General features: G+C 70.4%; 14 protein-coding genes. 10 read left to right on the top strand and 4 right to left on the bottom strand.

Annotated features, from left to right (window positions below):
• The first annotated feature begins 113 nt into the window (after positions 1 to 113).
• From ACFY1U_RS05780 to ACFY1U_RS05795, 4 genes are all read left to right on the top strand, one after another.
• Complete coding sequence (locus tag ACFY1U_RS05780) at positions 114 to 3,746, top strand: hypothetical protein (RefSeq protein ID WP_390692900.1); 3,633 nt, start codon at positions 114 to 116, stop codon at positions 3,744 to 3,746.
• A 165-nt stretch (positions 3,747 to 3,911) separates the two neighbouring features.
• On the top strand, positions 3,912 to 4,556 hold the full coding sequence (locus ACFY1U_RS05785; RefSeq protein ID WP_390692901.1) for a hypothetical protein: 645 nt from the start codon (positions 3,912 to 3,914) through the stop codon (positions 4,554 to 4,556).
• 26 nt (positions 4,557 to 4,582) lie between these two features.
• Positions 4,583 to 5,464: a glycine betaine ABC transporter substrate-binding protein gene (locus ACFY1U_RS05790; RefSeq protein WP_390692902.1), complete on the top strand. Its 882-nt coding sequence runs from the start codon at positions 4,583 to 4,585 to the stop codon at positions 5,462 to 5,464.
• A gap of 44 nt (positions 5,465 to 5,508) precedes the next feature.
• Positions 5,509 to 5,868 carry a hypothetical protein gene (locus ACFY1U_RS05795; RefSeq protein WP_390692903.1) on the top strand — a complete coding sequence of 120 codons (360 nt, stop codon included), beginning with the start codon at positions 5,509 to 5,511 and terminating at the stop codon, positions 5,866 to 5,868.
• A gap of 66 nt (positions 5,869 to 5,934) precedes the next feature.
• Here ACFY1U_RS05795 and ACFY1U_RS05800 read toward each other — a convergent pair whose 3' ends face one another.
• Positions 5,935 to 6,498, bottom strand: a complete 564-nt coding sequence (locus tag ACFY1U_RS05800; protein WP_390692904.1) for a DinB family protein — start codon at positions 6,496 to 6,498, stop codon at positions 5,935 to 5,937.
• 200 nt (positions 6,499 to 6,698) lie between these two features.
• On the opposite strand from ACFY1U_RS05800, the gene ACFY1U_RS05805 reads away from it, so the two are divergent.
• Both ACFY1U_RS05805 and ACFY1U_RS05810 read left to right on the top strand, forming a co-directional pair.
• Positions 6,699 to 8,285, top strand: a complete 1,587-nt coding sequence (locus tag ACFY1U_RS05805) for a neuraminidase (sialidase) (RefSeq protein ID WP_390692905.1) — start codon at positions 6,699 to 6,701, stop codon at positions 8,283 to 8,285.
• A gap of 274 nt (positions 8,286 to 8,559) precedes the next feature.
• The gene (locus ACFY1U_RS05810) at positions 8,560 to 11,232 is read left to right on the top strand and encodes a WD40/YVTN/BNR-like repeat-containing protein (protein ID WP_390692906.1); all 2,673 of its coding nucleotides are present in this window, start codon (positions 8,560 to 8,562) and stop codon (positions 11,230 to 11,232) included.
• An 82-nt stretch (positions 11,233 to 11,314) separates the two neighbouring features.
• Here ACFY1U_RS05810 and ACFY1U_RS05815 read toward each other — a convergent pair whose 3' ends face one another.
• The 3 genes from ACFY1U_RS05815 to ACFY1U_RS05825 form a co-directional block, all read right to left on the bottom strand.
• Positions 11,315 to 11,554: a hypothetical protein gene (locus tag ACFY1U_RS05815; RefSeq protein WP_390692907.1), complete on the bottom strand. Its 240-nt coding sequence runs from the start codon at positions 11,552 to 11,554 to the stop codon at positions 11,315 to 11,317.
• A 380-nt stretch (positions 11,555 to 11,934) separates the two neighbouring features.
• Positions 11,935 to 12,141, bottom strand: coding sequence for a hypothetical protein (locus tag ACFY1U_RS05820; protein WP_390692908.1), 207 nt, complete (start codon positions 12,139 to 12,141; stop codon positions 11,935 to 11,937).
• Positions 12,132 to 12,770: a hypothetical protein gene (locus ACFY1U_RS05825; RefSeq protein ID WP_351462708.1), complete on the bottom strand. Its 639-nt coding sequence runs from the start codon at positions 12,768 to 12,770 to the stop codon at positions 12,132 to 12,134. The genes ACFY1U_RS05820 and ACFY1U_RS05825 overlap by 10 nt, the downstream gene beginning before the upstream one ends.
• Before the next feature lie 386 nt (positions 12,771 to 13,156).
• On the opposite strand from ACFY1U_RS05825, the gene hemL reads away from it, so the two are divergent.
• The 4 genes from hemL (at position 13,157) to ACFY1U_RS05845 (ending at position 17,329) form a co-directional block, all read left to right on the top strand.
• Positions 13,157 to 14,488, top strand: a complete 1,332-nt coding sequence (hemL, locus tag ACFY1U_RS05830) for a glutamate-1-semialdehyde 2,1-aminomutase (RefSeq protein ID WP_390692909.1) — start codon at positions 13,157 to 13,159, stop codon at positions 14,486 to 14,488.
• Entirely contained in the window at positions 14,485 to 15,183 is a 699-nt protein-coding gene (locus tag ACFY1U_RS05835; RefSeq protein WP_390692910.1) for a histidine phosphatase family protein, read from the top strand. The genes hemL and ACFY1U_RS05835 overlap by 4 nt, the downstream gene beginning before the upstream one ends.
• Positions 15,184 to 15,355: 172 nt before the next feature.
• Positions 15,356 to 16,639, top strand: coding sequence for a hypothetical protein (locus tag ACFY1U_RS05840; RefSeq protein ID WP_390692911.1), 1,284 nt, complete (start codon positions 15,356 to 15,358; stop codon positions 16,637 to 16,639).
• A 66-nt stretch (positions 16,640 to 16,705) separates the two neighbouring features.
• Positions 16,706 to 17,329, top strand: coding sequence for a TlpA family protein disulfide reductase (locus tag ACFY1U_RS05845; RefSeq protein WP_390692912.1), 624 nt, complete (start codon positions 16,706 to 16,708; stop codon positions 17,327 to 17,329).

A 17,329-nucleotide genomic window follows, 5' to 3' on the forward strand; every position in this document is an offset into this window, starting at 1 on the left:
CCATTTAACTCTCAAGCTGTCATGACATACTCGCGATCCGGCGTGTGATCGTCCCCCTGAGTGTTGGGAAAGCGATTGCCAGTGAACGTGAGAAGCCATGTGCTGGAGCATCCGTGAGCCGGCAGCGGGGACGTCCCGAGCGGCCGCTCGACCCCGACGCGGGACCGGTGCAGCGCTTCGCGCACGAGCTGCGGTCCTTACGGGCCCGGGCCGGCTCCCCGTCCTACCGGACGATGTCCGGACAGGCCCGGGTCTCGGTGGCCGCGCTGTCGCGTGCGGCCTCGGGCGAACGGCTGCCGTCGGTGGCCGTGGTGCGCGCCTACGCGCAGGCCTGCGGGGCGGACCCCGACGTCTGGCAGGACCGATTACGGGCTGCGGCCGACGAGGTCGCGGCCTGCGGGGCGGCGGAGGGGGAGTCGCCGTACCAGGGCCTCGCGCGGTTCGAACCGGGCGACCAGGAGCTGTTCTTCGGCCGGGACGCGCTCGCCCGGGACGCCGTGCAGCTGATGAAGGAGCACCGGTTCGCGGTGCTGCTCGGGGCGTCAGGCAGCGGCAAGTCCTCGCTGCTGCGGGCCGGGGTCATGCCCCGCCTCGAGCGGGTGGTGGACGAGGCGGGCTGCGGCGCCCGGCTGCGGCTGATCACGCCCGGCGCCCGGCCCGCCGCCACCCACGGACGGCTGCTCGCACCGGGGCCGGACGAGCCCCACCGGGTGGTCGTGGTCGACCAGTTCGAGGAGATCTTCACGCTCTGCCGGGACCGGGCCGAACGGTGGCTGTTCGTCGACCGGTTGCTCGCCGCCAAGGAGGGGGACGGCCGGTTACGGGTGGTCGTCGCGGTCGGGGCGGGCTTCCACGGGCGGTGCGTGGAGCACCCCGGGCTCGCCGAGGCGCTGCGGCACACCACACTGTCGGTCGGGCCGATGACCCGGGAGGAACTGCGGGACGCGGTCGTCAAACCGGCCACGGCGGCGGGACTGCGGGTCGAGCGGGAACTCACCGCCCGTATCGTCGAGGAGGTCCACGACCAGCCCGGCGCGCTCCCGATGCTCTCGCACGCCCTGCGGGAGACCTGGCGCAGACGGCGCAGCGGAGTGCTGACGCTGGCCGCGTACGAGGAGGCCGGCGGCGTCCACGGAGCGATCGCCGCGGCGGCCGAGGAGGTGTACGGCGGGCTCTCCGCCGACCAGGCCGCCACCGCCCGGCGGCTCCTGCTCGCCCTCATCGCCCCCGGTGACGGCACCCCCGACAGCCCCCGCCCGGTCAGACGCGCCGATCTGCGCGAATGGCCGGACCCCGAGGTGCCCGTCGTCCTCGAACGGCTCGCCCGCGCCCGGCTGGTCACCGTGGACGAGGAGAACGTGGAACTCGCCCACGCGGCCCTGATCACCCGCTGGCCCCGGCTGCAGCAGTGGATCGAGGAGAACCGCGAACGGCTGCGCATGCACCGCCACCTCGCCGAGGCCGCCCGCAACTGGCAGGAGCACGGCAGCGACCCCGGCACCCTGTACCGGGGGATCCATCTCGCCCTGGCCGACGTGCTGTTCACCCGCGAGCGGCACGAGGACGACCTGAGCGCGCGGGAGCGGGCCTTCCTGTGCGCCTCCCGGGTGGCCCACCGCATGGAGCGCTGGACGGCCGCCCGTATGCAACGCCGCATACGGTCACTCGTCGTCGCCCTCACCTGTGTCCTGGGCGGGGCCCTGGTCGCCGGTCACCTCGCCTGGCAGGAGAGCGACGCGGCCGAGGCCGAGCGCACCCTCGCGGCGGCCCGGCAGGCGGCGGGCCTCGCCGACCGGGACCGGGTGACCGATCCCCGCACCCGCACCCTGCTGGGCATCGCCGCCTGGCGGCTCGCCCCGCTCCCGGAGAGCCGCGCGGCCCTCTTCGACGCCCTGACCGACCCCGAGCGCGACACCTTCACCGCCCCGGACCAGAACGCCACCACCCGCACCTTCCTCACCGACTCCGGCCGCACCCTCCTCACCACCGGCGCCGGCACCTGGTCGGCCTGGAACGTCCCCACCCACCACCACACCGCCTCCGGCCACCTGCCGCACCTCCCGGTCACCGCGGTAAGCCCCGACGGCCGAACACTCGCCCTGACCGGTCCCGGCGGCGAACGGCGGTTGTGGCGGCTGCCGGAGGGGGCGGGGGGTTCCGGGTATCGCGCCGCGGCAGCCCCGGGTGGGGGCGGCTATGTCGTGAACGGCCCCGAGCCGCAGGCGCAGTTACGGGGGTTCACCGATGATCCCGTGGTGCTGGAGGGGGCCGTCGGGGGTGTCGTGGTGGTGAGTGGGGACGGGCGGCTGGCGGTCGTCTGTGGGCGGGAACGGGTGCTCCTGGTGCGGGACACCGTCCGGCACCGTACGGTTCCGGGGGCCTGGCAGGACCGCCCGGCGGAGGACTGCTCCGGCGACTCGCTCGTCCTCGACCGGGGCGGGACGCGGCTCGCCGCGGTGTCGGACAAGGGGATACGTGTCTGGGACACGGCCTCGGGTCGGCAGCTCGCGGAGCTCGACCAACCGGGCGCCGCACCGCCGGCGTTCACCGCGGACGGGCGGTTCCTGGCGGCGGCCGGGCAGGACGGGATCACGGTCTGGCGCATCCCGGGGGCGAAAGCACCGGTGTTCCGCCACGCCCTGGCCGACGGGCCCGTCACCGCCCTCGCCTGGGACCCAGGCGCCCCGACCCTGCGCTACCTGACGGGCGGCACCGTCCACACCCTCGACCTCTCGGTGGTCCTCACCTCCGTGTGGCGCGCCGGCCCGCTGGACCACGAGACGCTCAGCCCGGACGGACGCCTGCTGGCCACCGCCGAACGGTACGGCGACAGCTACCGCTTCCGCCTGCGCTCCACCCGCACCGGCCGTGTCGTCGCCGGACTGCCCGTCCTCGGGGCGCCCGGACACACCAAGACCGCCGCGCCCCTCCTTGCCTTCAGCCCCGACAGCCGGACCTTCGCCTACGGCAACGGCGCCCGGATCGTCGTATGGAATGCGACAACTCGCCGTGTGCGGGCGGTACTTGAGCTCGGCGGGCCGTCCGCCGTTCGCTCGATCGCGCTCACCCCGGGCGGCCGGGCACTGCTGCTCACCCGGGTGACCTCCACCGGATCGGCCAGAGGCGAGGTGTGGGACACCGCCCGGGGGACGAGGACCGACCGGCCCGCGGCCCTCGCCGGAACCCTTGGATCCGTCCTGGCCTCCGGTTTCGCGGGGCCGGTCACCTCCCTGCCCTTCGGCCTGGAGACCGGCGTACCACTCGGCGGCGCCGACCTCCTCGCCCTCAGTCCCGACGGTGTCCACCTGGCCACCGGCGGTTCCTTCGGCAGCGTCACCGTCTGGCGGGGCCGTACGGAACGCCACCGGGAGGCCGTCGTCCCGGCCGACGCCTCGGGCTCCCCGGTCACCGCCCTCGCCTTCAGCCCCGACGGCCGCACCCTCGCGGTGGGGTACCGCTCCGGCGCGCTGCGCCTGTGGGACACCGCCGACCGCCAGCCCCTCGGCGCCGGCTTCGACACCCCCGGTGACGCGATCCGTTCACTCGCCTTCGACGCGCACGGAGACTCCGTCTATGCCGCCGGCCCGCACGTCCCCGTCCAGCGGTACGCCGTCGGCGCCGCCCAGGTCGTCACCCGGCTCTGCGCGCGCGCCGGCCGTGACCTGACCGGCGACGAATGGCGGAGGTACCTCCCCGAGGTGCCCTACCGGCGGGTGTGCGACATCACCGGCGGCGGGGCCTCGTAGGCCCGTCGCCCAGCAGCCCGGTGTGCGGGCGCAGGCCGGGGAACCTGTCCGGTTTCTCTCCCCGGTTGGGTTGTTTACGCCTCTGACCTGCATTGATCAACAAATCGGCACCCCGAAGAGTGGGGGTCCACCAGGACACCACCCCCCACTCACCGGAGTAACCCGATGCCCTTCGCACGCCGCAAGTCCGCCTCCCCCAAGCGCGTCCTCCGTACCGGCGGGGCCGTGGCCGCCCTGGCCCTGGGTGCCTCGCTGATGGCGGCCCCGCAGGCCTCCGCCGCCGACAGCCCCACCACCAAGGAGCTCCTGGACGCCTGCAGCTGGGCGGACCTGTGCGAGTTCCACGCGACGGACTACTGGACGTACACCGGCCCCCAGCACCAGGTCGGCTCCACCGCCTACAACTGCGCGAGCCAGACCAATCAGCACCGCATCGACTGGGCGGACACCACCGGCTCCACCAACACCTTCGGCATCTCGATCAGCGCGGAATACAAGTGGTTCGAGGTGTTCACGGTCGGTGTCAGCACCACGTACTCGCACAGCTGGGAGGCCTCGCACACCGACACCGAGAGCAACACCGTCAACATCCCGGCCGGCTACAAGGGCTGGATAGAGCGCGGCACGGCCAAGCAGCAGGCCAAGGGCTGGTACGAGATCCACTTCGGCAAGCGCTTCTACGGCCACTACATCTGGTACGTCAACAACTACCAGTCGTCCGGCTTCAACAAGGACAACCCCAACTCGGGCTACGTCAACTTCAAGGACGCGAAGATGACCGCCGGCGAACGCGCCGCCCACTGCAACTGACAGCGGCCGACGGCATGTGGTGCTCCGTGACTCCAGGAACCCGCCCCCGGCTCCGCCGCGCGGCGGCCGCCGTCTGCTCCCTGGCCCTGCTGACCGGCTGTGCGGCGGGCGCGAAGAGCCGGCCCGACACCGCCCACGCGGACCGTCAGGGGCCGACGGTGATCGGCACCGACAACTCGGCGGAGAGCCGGGTGACGGCGGCGCTCTACCGCGAACTCCTCACCGACGCCGGACAGCCGGTGCGGATGGCGACCACGAGCTACGCCTCGCCCGCCGCCACCGCCAGGGCCGTGGTGGCGGGCAGGATCGGCCTGGCTCCCGCATACGAGAGCACCCTGCTGCGCACGTTCCCGGGCGGGAACAACCTGCCCGGGAACATGCCGGCGACGCTGAGCATGGCGCTGCCCATGGGGATCGACGCCCTGCCGCCGGCCGCCGCCGAGCACGGAGTCGTCCTCGCGGCGACCCGGGCCACCGCCCGCCGTCACGCCCTGCACAGCCTCGCCGACCTCGCCGGAGCCGGCCACCGCCTCACCCTCGGCGGCTCCGCATCGGGCGATGCGGACGCCCCCACGCCCTCGTCGCTGAAGAGGGCGTACGGCGTCACCCTCACCGCCGCCGGCACCTCGGCGACCGCCGACGTACTGGCCCTGCGCAGCACCGACCCCGTCCTCACCCGTGACCGGCTGGTCGTGCTGACCGACCCCGAGGGCGTGATCCCGCCCGAGCACGTCTTCCCGCTCATCCAGGCCCCCTACGCGGGCCTGGCCGCACGCAGAGCCCTGGCCCGGGTCAACGCGGCACTCACCACGGACCAACTGGCCGCGCTCGCCTCCGCCGTCGACGCGGGCCGCTCGCCCGCCGCGACGGCACGGACCTGGCTGCGCTCCCAAGGCCTGCTCGGCTGACTTACCTCCCTCGCCCCCCACTCGTACAGAACGGTGACAGCGAAATGCATGACGTCAGAAGGAAGTTCGCGATGGCGGCACTCGCCGCAGGAGCCGCCCTCAGCTCTCTCGCCGTCGCGACACCGGCCGGCGCCGAGTCGGTCTCCGCCGTACAGATCACGGTCTGCAACGACGCCGGCGTGACACAGGTGTTCTGGGTCAAGGGCTACAACCAGCACGACGACTGGGTCGGCTCGCCGATCTGGACCGTCGACGCGGGCACCTGCGCCACCGGCTGGGACTACTGGTGGAAGCAGAACTCGTCGGTCGAACTCCACCACAGGCCCGGCAGCGCGGCCTGGACATGGCAGCAGGCCTACATCCCCAGGACCGACGCCAGGACGACGACGCTCCGGATCTCGTAGGAACTGCACCGCACGGACACCAACGGCGGGACCCGAAAGGGGTCCCGCCCACCGGGGCACGATCCGTCATGTCCGGTGCGGCACGGCTCCGTCCTGGCAGCGGTGGAGGTCGCGCAGCAGGGAAATCTCGGCGCCGTGATGGATCAGCTCCCTGTTGACGTGCAGGACCCTGTTCTCCATGGGATACCGCTCGGGACCGATCGCGGGTGGATTCTCCAGGTCGGTGTCCGAGAGTTCGCGGACCCCCGCGTTCCATCTCCCGTACATCTCATCGAGCTGTTTCAGCGCCTCGTCGGCGGTCCCCGCGTAGGGGAAGGTCCCGGAGTCGACGTCCTGGCCGCCGAAATACCATCCGACCCGATAGCCCAGGCACGAGACGATGATGTGCGCCAGCCGCCAGGCAATGGTGGTCACCGGCGCCGGCACCGGGTCAGGGGACGCGAAGTCCATCGTCCACTCCCCTGAACCCATCGACATCGGTGCGGCCGACGTACCTCGCGGTCGGATGCTCCAGCAGCCGCGCACCGGCTCCCAGAAGTACTCCTCGTCGGTGAGCCCCTCCAGCCCCGGCCGCAAGTTCTTGTGCCAGTACCAGTCCAACTGCTCTGCGAGCCGTTCGCTTCTCGTCATTGCCGCACCCTACAGACGGCCGAACAGCGTGGCTGATGCCCCGCCTCAATTGACATGCTCTTGGCCTATTTATTCAACTTCCTTCGCGTTGGGTCGCGTTAGGCTCGCGAGGCGTCCCACGTCTCGTCGACACCGGGACGAAGTACTCGCGCCAGCACAGCCCAAGTCCGGCCAAAAATCGGGAAGTTGGGGAAAACGCCATGCGCAACCGTACGAGAGCATGCGCCGTCGCTGCAGCCGCCGCGTTCCTGCTTACGGCTGCCGTGGGCAACGCGGCGGCAGGCGGCGGTCAGCCGGTGAGCCTGGTCTCGCCCGGTGACCCGTATGCCGCCTGTGACATCAGCGGCGACGGCTCCGGCACCAATTACGCCTCGGCGGAGGACGAGCCGTACGTGACCGTCAGCCCCCGGGACGCGCGCGACGCGGTCGGGATCTTCCAGCAGGACCGCTGGTCCAACGGCGGCGCCCGCGGGCTGACCGCCACCTATACCCACGACGGGCAACACTTCAGCGAGACGCCGTTGCCGTTCACGCACTGCGCTCCGGGCGGGCTGAACTACCAGCGTGCCTCGGACGGCTGGGTCAGCACCGGCCCGGACGGCACGGTCTACGGCAGCGGGCTGGTCTTCGACGCCACCGACGCACGCAACGGCGTGGCCGCCTCGACGTCGTACGACGGCGGGCGCACCTGGACGCACACGGTCCCGCTCATCGACGACACGCAGGCACAGTTCACCGACGACAAGAACTCCGTCACCGCCGACCCCGTCCATCCCGGCGTCGCCTACCAGGTCTGGGACCGTATCGACGAGGACGACTCCGCTCAGGTCTACGACGGGCCCGCGTACATCTCCATCACCCGCGACGGCGGGCGGCACTGGTCGAAGGCCCGGCCGTTCGTGGACACCTCCGTCGTCCGGCACTCGCAGACCATCGGCAACGTCATCGTCGTCGACCCGCGCACCGACACCCTCTACGACGTCTTCGACTGGCAGACGTACGACATCGACTACACCACGGGCACCTTCACCCCGACCGACCTGCACTTCGCCGTCGTCAAGTCGACCGACCAGGGCCGCACCTGGAGCAAGCCGGTCACCCTCGCCCAGGACACGGCCGTCGCCGAGGTCGACCCCAACGCCCCCGGCGATGCGAGCAAGGCGCTGCGAGCGGGCGGCGATCTGCCGAACGTCGCGATCGACCCCCACACCGGCGAGCTGTATGCCGCCTACGAGGGATCGGACTTCAGCGCCGGTGCCTACAACTCCGTGGAGCTGACGCACTCCACCGACGGCGGTCGGACCTGGTCCGCCCCGAAGCGGGTCAACCAGGTTGCCTCCGCGCCCGCCTTCACGCCCTCCATCACCGTCGACGGGCACGGCACGGTCGCGATCAGCTACTACGACCTGCGCTACCTCACCGCCGGGAACACGACCACCGTGCCCACCGCCGCCTGGCTGCTCACCTTCCCGCGCGGCGGTGAGGATCACCCGAGCGAGCGCCGTATCTCCCGGGTCTTCGACTGGCTGCAGGCTCCCTACGCCGGGTGGGGCCACTTCCTCGGCGACTACGAGGGTCTCGCCACCGACGGCTCCTCGGCGGTGCGCCCGTTGTTCGTGGAGACCAACGACAACGCGCCGCAGGACTCCACCGACGCGTACAGCGGAGTGCTGGCCACCATATGCGGCTATGGCCCCGTCGCCCCGGCCGCGGCCGTACCTCGCGCGACGGCGGCACCTCGCGCGACGGCCGCGCAGGCGGCTCAGTCGCACCGCGTCATCCGCTGATCGGATCTGCCCGTGGGCGCCTGCGGGACCGCTGGTCGCGGTCGCGCAGGCGCCTTGCTTTCGACCTTTTCCACGCAACACGCGGCACAGGTGAATGATGTCGCGATCTGCGGCCCCAAATAGTCGTACGTAAAGGGAAGTTCGTGTCCATGCGGGGCTCAAACGTAAACTCCCGGCCATTTTTCCTGTGAGCCCTTTGTGTGACTGTTATGAGCACGCCAAGATCTTCCCGCGTCGAGACACCCCCATATGCCCGACGCAGGGAGGAGAGGGCATGTTGCCCCCAAGGCATCAGCGACGGTTCATCACCTGCACCGTCGTGGCCGCCGCGTTCGGGCTGGTCAGCACCCAGTCGTTCGCCGCGTCGGCCGACACGAGACCCCGGCCCTGGCAGGCACGCCACCAGGCCGCGATAGGCCGGGAGCACATCAAGGCGTTGCACGCCGGCCACGGAATGTCCGCCTTCGCCGCCGAAGGCGATGACGACGGCGCCGACGAGGCGGAGAACTCCGCCGAGTCCACGGCCCAGTTCACCGAGGCCCGCACCGCGCCCGGCGTGGTCGCACCCGGCGCCTACGGCGCGGCCTGGCAGCAGCTGCAGTCGATGAAGCACACGAGCGGCAGCTGGGACCACGTCACCAAGAAGGCGTACAACTCGGACGACTCCCGCTACCGGGATGTGAACTCCAACTCCAGCGGCGGCTCGGGCAAGGTGACCGGCCGGATCACCGGAATCGCCGCCGACGACCAGGGATACGTCTACGCGGGCGGCGCCAACGGCGGCGTCTTCCGCTCCACCACCGGCGGCGGGCACTGGAAGCCGATCGCCGACAAGCTGCCGTCCCTGTCGACGGGCACCCTCTCCCTGGATGGCCAGAACCGGCTCTGGTACGCCACCGGCGAGTCCAACACGGGGGCGACGTCCTTCGTGGGCACGGGCGTGTACGTCCTGAAGGACCCGCACCACGGCAAGTTCCAGCCCGGCGACCGCGTGGGCGGCGCCGAACTCGAATCCACGGTCATCCACGCGCTGCGGTTCGCCGGCACCAAGGTCTGGGCGGCGACCAGCACCGGCGTGTGGTCGCACTCCACGACCACCCTGTCCGGCCCCTGGAAGCACGAGTTCGCCCCCAACCCCGACTACCTTCCGGGTGGTTCGAAGGCGGACGACCCGAGCGCGCCGTACAAGAACATCGCCAACGACATCGCCGTCGACCCGAAGGACCCGAACAAGGTTCTTCTCGCGGTCGGCTGGCGCGGCGGCGACACCTACAACGGGCTGTACGCGCAGGCGGGCGACGGCAGCTGGAAGCCGGCCACCGGTCTCGGCGACCTGCCGACCAACAGTGACGACGTCGGCAACGTGACGTTCGGCGCGGCGGCCGACGGTTCGCGCCTGTACGCCATCGACCAGTCGCCGGCGCAGATGGCCGCCAACCCGGACAGCGGGCTCAAGGGCGTGTACGTGTCGAAGAACGGCTCGCCGTTCGGGCCGTGGACGCTGATCGCGGACTACACCAAGCTGAAGGCGTCCGGTTCCGCGCTGCAGGGCGCCGGCTACCAGCCCGGCATCCAGTCCTGGTACAACCAGTTCCTCCAGGTCGACCCGGCCAACGCCGACCATGTCTACCTCGGCCTGGAAGAGGTCTTCGAGACCAAGAACGGCGGCGACAGCTGGATCACGCCGGGCCCGTACTGGAACTTCCCCTTCCCCTGCTGGAGCATCGACCCGGCCAAGCAGACCGGCGACTGCTCGCCCACCACCCACTCCGACCAGCACGCGGTCGCGATCGGCAGCTACAAGGGCAAGAGCTGGGCGTACGTCGGCAACGACGGCGGCATCTACCGACGCCCGCTGAGCGGCGCGGTCGACTCCGGCGGGCACGCCAAGGACTGGCAGTCCCTGAACGACGGCACCATCGACACGCTCCAGTACTACTCGGTGGGCGTCGGCAAGGACCTCGACCACGGCGGCGTCTCCGTCACCGGTGGTCTGCAGGACAACGGCCAGTCGATCCTGCGCGGCGATGACAAGGTCATGGGCTCCAACTTCGGCGGCGACGGCGGCGACACCATCGCCGACCCCGCCAACGGCTGCAACATCGCCGCCGAGTACGTCTACCTCGACCTGTGGGTGACCCAGAACTGCGGTGTCAACGACGGTTCGTGGACCACCGACCCGTCCAAGGCCACCGAGTACGAGGTCGCCCCGCCGGACAAGGACCTGGGTGGCGCGGGCGCCCGCTTCATCGCCCCGATCGCCGCCGACGCCAAGAACACCAGCACCTGGATCGCGGGCGGCCGCCACGTCTGGGTGAACACCAAGGGCTTCGCGATCCGCTCCGGCAAGGAGTGGACAGGCGCCTACGACCTGGGCGAGGGCCATGTGGCCACCGCCGTGGCCTCCTCCGGAGGCACGGTCTACGTCGGCTGGTGCGGCCCCTGCAACAACCAGGGCTTCACCCGCGGCATCGCGGTCGGCAACGCCGACGGCACCGGCTGGCACCAGCTGAACCTCCCGGTCGACGGCACGATCCCGAACCGCTACGTCTCCGGTTTCGAGATCGACCCGGCCAACGCCCAGCACGTCTACGTGGCGATCAACGGCTTCTCCCGCAAGTGGACCGAGGGCCCGGGTGCCGGTGTGGGCCACATCTTCGAGTCGACGAACGGCGGCGCGAACTGGTCGGACATCTCGGCCAACCTGCCCGACGTCCCCGCCGACACGGTGAAGCTCCTGCCGGGCGGCGGCCTCGCCCTCGGCACCGACCTCGCCACCTTCTACCGGCCCGCCGGCGCCACCAAGTGGCAGGTCCTGGGCCACAACCTGCCCACCACGGCCATGATGCAGCTGCGCCTCGGCCCCGACGGCAAGCTGTACGCAGCCACCCACGGACGCGGCATCTGGTCCTTCGACGTACGGCGCCTCAAGGGTCGTAAGGACTGATAGGACTGATCCGACGCATTCCGGCATACGGCGGCCGGTGCGCACCCCAGCCCGGGGGCGCACCGGCCGCCGCGCGTCCGGCTCACTGCACCGGATACGCCGCCACACTCAGCCGCAGCGTGAACACCGGCGCGCTCTGCGGACCCCAGATGATGCTCACCGATCCGGTGCGCGCCGCCCGCACCGTGACCCGGGTGACTCCCTTGCCGTCCGTGGCGGTCGACGTCACCAGCGCCAGCATGGGGTTGCTGCTGCGCGGCTGCGGCCAGGAGCCCTCGGAACGGCGCGCCAGCACCACGGTCACCGTCGTACCGGATCGCACGCACAGGGTGTGGACGGACGGGTCTTCTGGGCCGTGGGCGATGGTGGTGGAGCCCGCGGCACATCCTGGGGACGCTGGGGCTGTGCCGTGAGGGCTCGGGGCTCCTGTCGACGGTGATGACGGAGGCGTTGCCGGCCGTGTCGGGGAGGACGAGCTGGGGGTGCTCGGCGTGCTGGGGCTGCTCTCCGAGGGCGCGGTGGTGGGTGGCGTGGCGGAGGAGCGCGGTGGTGCCGAGTCCGCCTCGGGGCCTTGGCCGCTGCCTCCGCAGGCGGTCAGCAGACAGGAGAGGGCGATCAGGACGGTCGCGAGCGAGGGCCGGGATCCTGGGCCGCGTCTGCAGTCCTCCCTCATCATGACCACCCCTTTCGCGCCATCGGACGTCACTGCGACGTCCTCGGCCGCAGTTCGGTTCCCGACGTTCCGGGCAGCTTGGCATCAAGGCGATCGACGACGCCTTCACGGAAACGGAACCGGGAGCCGAGGAGAAAGCGGAAGACGACGGCGGCCCCCTCCGGCACCAAAAGGGCGAGGCCCGAAGACCCCGCCCAACCCTCAAGAAACCCCAGCTCAGAGCCGATCAGGGCCACACCAGGCAGTACGGCTGATGCCCCGCCTCATGAAGGCGGTGGCTGAAGTCCTGCCACTCGTGCAGCAGTTGGTAGACATTGAACGCATCCCGCGGGCCCCCGCGGTCCGGCACCGTCGACCAGATGAACGCCGCCGCGCCGACGGCCTCCTCGCCTATGCCGCGCAGTGGGTCGACGACCGTCATCGGGAGCTTGACCACCGCGTAGTCGGGGTGCAGGACGACCAGTTCCAGGGGCGGGACCTTGTGGAGGGGGACGCCTTCGATGCCCGTCAGCACCATCGCCGCCATCGTCTCCGGCTTGATCTTGGTGAACATGCCGTTCATGCCGAGCTCGTCGCCGCCGAGTTCCTCGGGGCGCATCGAGATCGGGACACGGGCCGCGGTCGCGCCGTCCGGCGCGCCGAAGTACTTGTACGTCACCCCCACCCGACCACCATTCCTGCTCCCCGCCCGGAGCGCGTCGCCCCGGCGGTCGATCCGCCGGTCGATCTGCTCGGGCTCACTCGGTGCGCCCTGTCCCCGACGTGCCTCGGTCGCTTCCTCCGCCTCGCGTCGGTGCCTTCCTCGATGGGCACGTCGAGGACCCAGGTCATCAGTCCCCTCGCCCAGTCCGCCACCGCGATGCATATCTCCACCCGACTGCTTTTCTAGGACGCGTGGCCCCCGCCGCGCAACCCGATCATCGTGTCAGTGACCTCCCCCACGGCCGCCCGCCGAAACGTGCGTTGAAACACCTGTCCGCAGGATCTTCGCAGCCTCTGAACAAGCCTCCGTACACCTCGTCGTACACCTGGCCGCGCACCCGGTCGTACATCCATCCGTACACCTATACGTACGCCAGGACCGTATGAGCTGTGTGTATCAGGTCCCAGTTTCGCAGATCGTCCCGGGCGGCGGCTGTCTCCCGGGTCGGCGGCAGCGCACGCTGCCGCCCGTGCACCCTGGCCTACCCTGAGGAGGTCCCTTGCAACCGGAGCCCGAGAAGTCGGAGAAGGTCGGAGAAGTCGCAGGTCATGAGCGAACTGCCTGATTCACTGCCTTATTCATACGAAGCGCCTGCCTCGCAGGCACTGTTCGACCGGGCCGCGGCCGTCACTCCCGGTGGTGTGAACTCCCCGGTGCGCGCATTCCGCGCCGTGGGCGGTACGCCCCGGTTCATGGTGTCCGGTACCGGTCCGTATCTGACGGATGCGGACGGTCGGGACTACGTCGACCTGGTGTGTTCCTGGGGGCCCATGATCCTCGGGCACTCCCACCCGGAGGTCATCGCCGCCGTTCAGGACGCCGTCTCGCGCGGTACCTCCTTCGGTACGCCCGGTGAGGGCGAGGTCGCGCTCGCGGAGGAGATCGTCGCGCGGGTCGAGCCCGTGGACCAGGTGCGGCTCGTGTCCAGCGGGACCGAGGCCACCATGAGCGCCATCCGGCTCGCCCGCGGATTCACCCGGCGCACCAAGGTGATCAAGTTCGCCGGGTGTTACCACGGTCACGTCGACTCGCTGCTCGCCGCCGCGGGCAGCGGGGTGGCCACCTTCGCCCTTCCGGACACGCCCGGCGTCACCGGTGCCCAGGCCGGCGACACCATCGTGCTGCCGTACAACGACCTCGAAGCCGTGCACGAGGCCTTCCACCGGCACCCCGGTGAGATCGCCTGCGTGATCACCGAGGCCTCGCCCGGGAACATGGGGGTCGTGCCGCCGCGGCCCGGGTTCAACCAGGGCCTCAAGGACGCCTGCTCCAAGAACGGTGCCCTCTTCATCTCCGACGAGGTCATGACCGGTTTCCGCACCAGCCGGGCGGGCTGGTTCGGGATCGACGGGGTCAAGCCCGATCTGATGACCTTCGGGAAGGTCATGGGGGGCGGGTTCCCTGCGGCCGCCTTCGGCGGGCGGGCCGATGTGATGGCGCATCTCGCGCCCGCCGGGCCCGTCTACCAGGCCGGCACCCTCTCCGGGAACCCGGTCGCCACAGCGGCCGGCCTCGCCCAGCTGCGCCTGCTCGACGAGGCGGCGTACGACAAGGTCGACGCCGTGTCGGCGACGATCCGGTCGCTGGTCACCGAGGCGCTGAGCAAGGAAGGCGTCGGGCACCGGCTGCAGAACGCCTCCAACATGTTCTCCGTCTTCTTCACGGACCGGGAGGTCCGCGACTACGAGGACGCCAAGAAGCAGGAGTCCTTCCGCTTCACCGCCTTCTTCCACTCGATGCTGGCGCAGGGCGTCTATCTCCCGCCCTCGTCCTTCGAGTCCTGGTTCGTGTCCACGGCCCACGACGAACGGGCCGTACAGCGCATCGCCGACGCCCTTCCGGCGGCGGCTCGAGCGGCGGCGGAGGCCACGGCAGCATGAGCGAGAGCACCAACACGGCGGGCGGCGACATCACCGTCGTCCACGTCATGCGGCACGGCGAGGTCGCCAACCCGGACGGGGTCCTGTACGGGCGGCTGCCCGGCTACCGCCTCTCCGAGCTGGGCCGGCAGATGGCCGAGCGGGTCGCCGAGCACCTCGCGCCCCGCGACATCACCTACGTCTGCTCCTCCCCGCTGGAGCGGGCCCAGGAGACGGCCACCCCGATCGCCAAGGCGCACGGGCTCGACCTGGCCACCGACGAGCGGCTCATCGAGGCCGACAACGTCTTCCAGGGCAAGACCTTCGGCGTCGGAGACGGCGCGCTGCGCAAGCCGGGCAACTGGAAGCACCTCGTCAACCCGTTCAAGCCGTCGTGGGGCGAGCCGTACGTCGACATCGTCGTCCGGATGATGCAGGCGCTGGACTCGGCCAGGGACCGGGCGCGGGGGCACGAGGCCGTCCTCGTCAGCCATCAGCTGCCGATCTGGATCGTGCGGTCGTACGTCGAGAAGCGGCGGCTGTGGCACGACCCGCGCAAGCGGCAGTGCACGCTCGCCTCGCTGACGTCCTTCACCTACCAGGGCGACAAGCTCGTGTCCGTCGGCTACAGCGAGCCGGCCCGCGATCTCGTCCCCGCCCATCTCCTCGCGGGCGCCAAGCCGGTGAAGGGGAAGAGCAAGGCCTTCGGCGCCTGAGGCCCCCTTTGGGGAAGTCATGGGACCTCATTGGGAGTTGAGAAATCCCCTTTGGGATCCCATGACACGTTCGTGACATTTGTTGCCAGATCAACGTGATCGTCAGGAACCTCGCGCTTCGTCATGTCCTCTGAATGGGTGACCACCACAGGACATGACGATCGGGGTTGGAATGAGTGCTCTCACTCGAAGGGGAATGCTCGGGCTCGGCGCGGGCGCCGCGGCCGCCGTCGGACTCTCCGGCTGCGGCAGCCTCACGCAGTCAGATGGGTCGACCCACGGTTCGGGTTCCAGCAGCGGCGGATCCGGCAAGCCTTCGCCCTCGGCCCGCCCCATCGGAGACGGCTCGACCTCCTTCACCGGCAAGCAGCCCAACCAGCCCGCCAACCCCGAGCCGCTGGAGCCGGGCCAGGCCCCGCCGCAGTTCGTGGTCTTCTCCTGGGACGGTGCCGGCGAGGTCGGCAACGGGCTCTTCCCGCGCTTCCTCGACCTCGCCAAGCAGCACCAGGCGTCCATGACCTTCTTCCTCTCCGGGCTGTATCTGCTGCCCGAGTCGAAGAAGCGGCTGTACAACCCGCCGAACAACAGGATCGGCGCCTCCGACATCGGCTACCTCAACGACGAGCACGTCAAGGCGACGCTGACCAACGTCCGCCGCGCCTGGCTCGAAGGGCACGAGATAGGCACGCACTTCAACGGTCACTTCTGTGGCGAGGCCCACACGTCCGTCAAGTGGTGGACGCCCCAGCAGTGGCGCAGCGAGATCGACCAGGCCAAGTCCTTCGTGAAGAACTGGAAGACCAACACCGGCCTCACCGACCTGCCGGCCCTGCCCTTCGACTACGACAAGGAACTCGTCGGCGGCCGGACGCCCTGCCTCCTCAACCAGGAGAACCTGCTGCCCACCGCCCGCGAGCTGGGCTGGCGCTACGACGCCTCCTCGCCCGGCGGCCTGCAGGTGTGGCCGTCGAAGAAGCAGGGGCTGTGGGACTTCCCGCTGCAGTCGATCCCGTTCCCCGGCAGGAGGTTCCAGGTCCTGTCGATGGACTACAACATGATGTTCAACCAGTCGCAGAACTCGACCAAGGCGCCGGCCTACAACTACCCGGCCTGGCGCGAGCAGGCGGCCGGGGCCTACATCGCCGGCTTCAGGCGGGCGTACTTCTCCAACCGCGCCCCCTTCTTCATAGGCAACCACTTCGAGCACTGGAACGGCGGCATATACATGGACGCCGTCGAGCAGGCGTTCAAGCACATCGCGCAGGCGAAGGAGAAGGGCGCCGACGTCCGCCTCGTCTCCTTCCGGCAGTTCACCGACTGGATCGACGTACAGAAGCCGGAGGTCCTCGCCAAGCTGCGCACCCTCGGCGTCGGTCAGCAGCCGGTGGGCGGCTGGAAGACGTTCCTCAAGGAGACCCCCTCCTCCTCGTCCTCACCCCAGGGACAGGCTGCCTGAAATGCGGTTTTCCCCCCGCAAGGGGGGTGCGCACGACCCCGGGAACGGGCATGCGAAACTTTTCACATGAGTGCCGCCAGCCGCGCCCCCCTGCGCTCGAACCGCGCACGCCGCCGAACCGTCCTGACCACCGCCGGTGCCGCGGTCGCCGCGCTGCTGATGTCCGCCTGCTCGTCCGGAGGGACCTCCGGCGGGGGCGGTGACACCAACTTCGTCATGGGCAAGGACGGCATCTCCACCGCGAAGAAGGGGGAACGGGCCGCGGCGCCCGACCTCTCCGGCAAGACCGTCAACGGGGGACAGCTCGACGTCGCCTCCTACAAGGGCAAGGTCGTCGTCCTGAACGTGTGGGGTTCCTGGTGCGCCCCCTGCCGTGCCGAGGCGCCCAACTTCGAGAAGGTCTACCAGGATCTCAAGAGCAAGGGCGTCCAGTTCGTCGGCATCAACACCCGCGACACCAGCACCCAGAACGCGGTCGCCTTCGAGAAGCAGCAGGGCATCACCTACCAGAGCCTCTACGACCCCACGGGCAAGCTGATGCTCCGCTTCAAGCGGGGCACGCTCAACCCGCAGGCGGTCCCCTCCACGCTCGTCCTCGACCGGGAGGGCAGGATCGCCGCCCGCTCGCTGGCCGCGCTCAGCGAGGACAAGCTGCGCACGATGATCGCCCCGGTTCTCGCGGAGAAGTGA

The sequence above is a fragment of the Streptomyces sp. NPDC001351 genome (assembly GCF_042896045.1).
Taxonomy (GTDB): domain Bacteria; phylum Actinomycetota; class Actinomycetes; order Streptomycetales; family Streptomycetaceae; genus Streptomyces.

Bases quoted from the DNA above. Each gene is read 5' to 3' on its own strand.
- ACFY1U_RS05785 (WP_390692901.1), top strand. From the start codon at position 3,912: ATGCCCTTCGCACGCCGCAAGTCCGCCTCCCCCAAGCGCGTCCTCCGT.
- ACFY1U_RS05795 (WP_390692903.1), top strand. From the start codon at position 5,509: ATGCATGACGTCAGAAGGAAGTTCGCGATGGCGGCACTCGCCGCAGGA.
- ACFY1U_RS05800 (WP_390692904.1), bottom strand. From the start codon at position 6,498: ATGACGAGAAGCGAACGGCTCGCAGAGCAGTTGGACTGGTACTGGCAC.
- ACFY1U_RS05805 (WP_390692905.1), top strand. From the start codon at position 6,699: ATGCGCAACCGTACGAGAGCATGCGCCGTCGCTGCAGCCGCCGCGTTC.
- ACFY1U_RS05810 (WP_390692906.1), top strand. From the start codon at position 8,560: ATGTTGCCCCCAAGGCATCAGCGACGGTTCATCACCTGCACCGTCGTG.
- ACFY1U_RS05825 (WP_351462708.1), bottom strand. From the start codon at position 12,770: ATGCATCGCGGTGGCGGACTGGGCGAGGGGACTGATGACCTGGGTCCT.
- hemL (WP_390692909.1), top strand. From the start codon at position 13,157: ATGAGCGAACTGCCTGATTCACTGCCTTATTCATACGAAGCGCCTGCC.
- ACFY1U_RS05835 (WP_390692910.1), top strand. From the start codon at position 14,485: ATGAGCGAGAGCACCAACACGGCGGGCGGCGACATCACCGTCGTCCAC.
- ACFY1U_RS05840 (WP_390692911.1), top strand. From the start codon at position 15,356: ATGAGTGCTCTCACTCGAAGGGGAATGCTCGGGCTCGGCGCGGGCGCC.
- ACFY1U_RS05845 (WP_390692912.1), top strand. From the start codon at position 16,706: ATGAGTGCCGCCAGCCGCGCCCCCCTGCGCTCGAACCGCGCACGCCGC.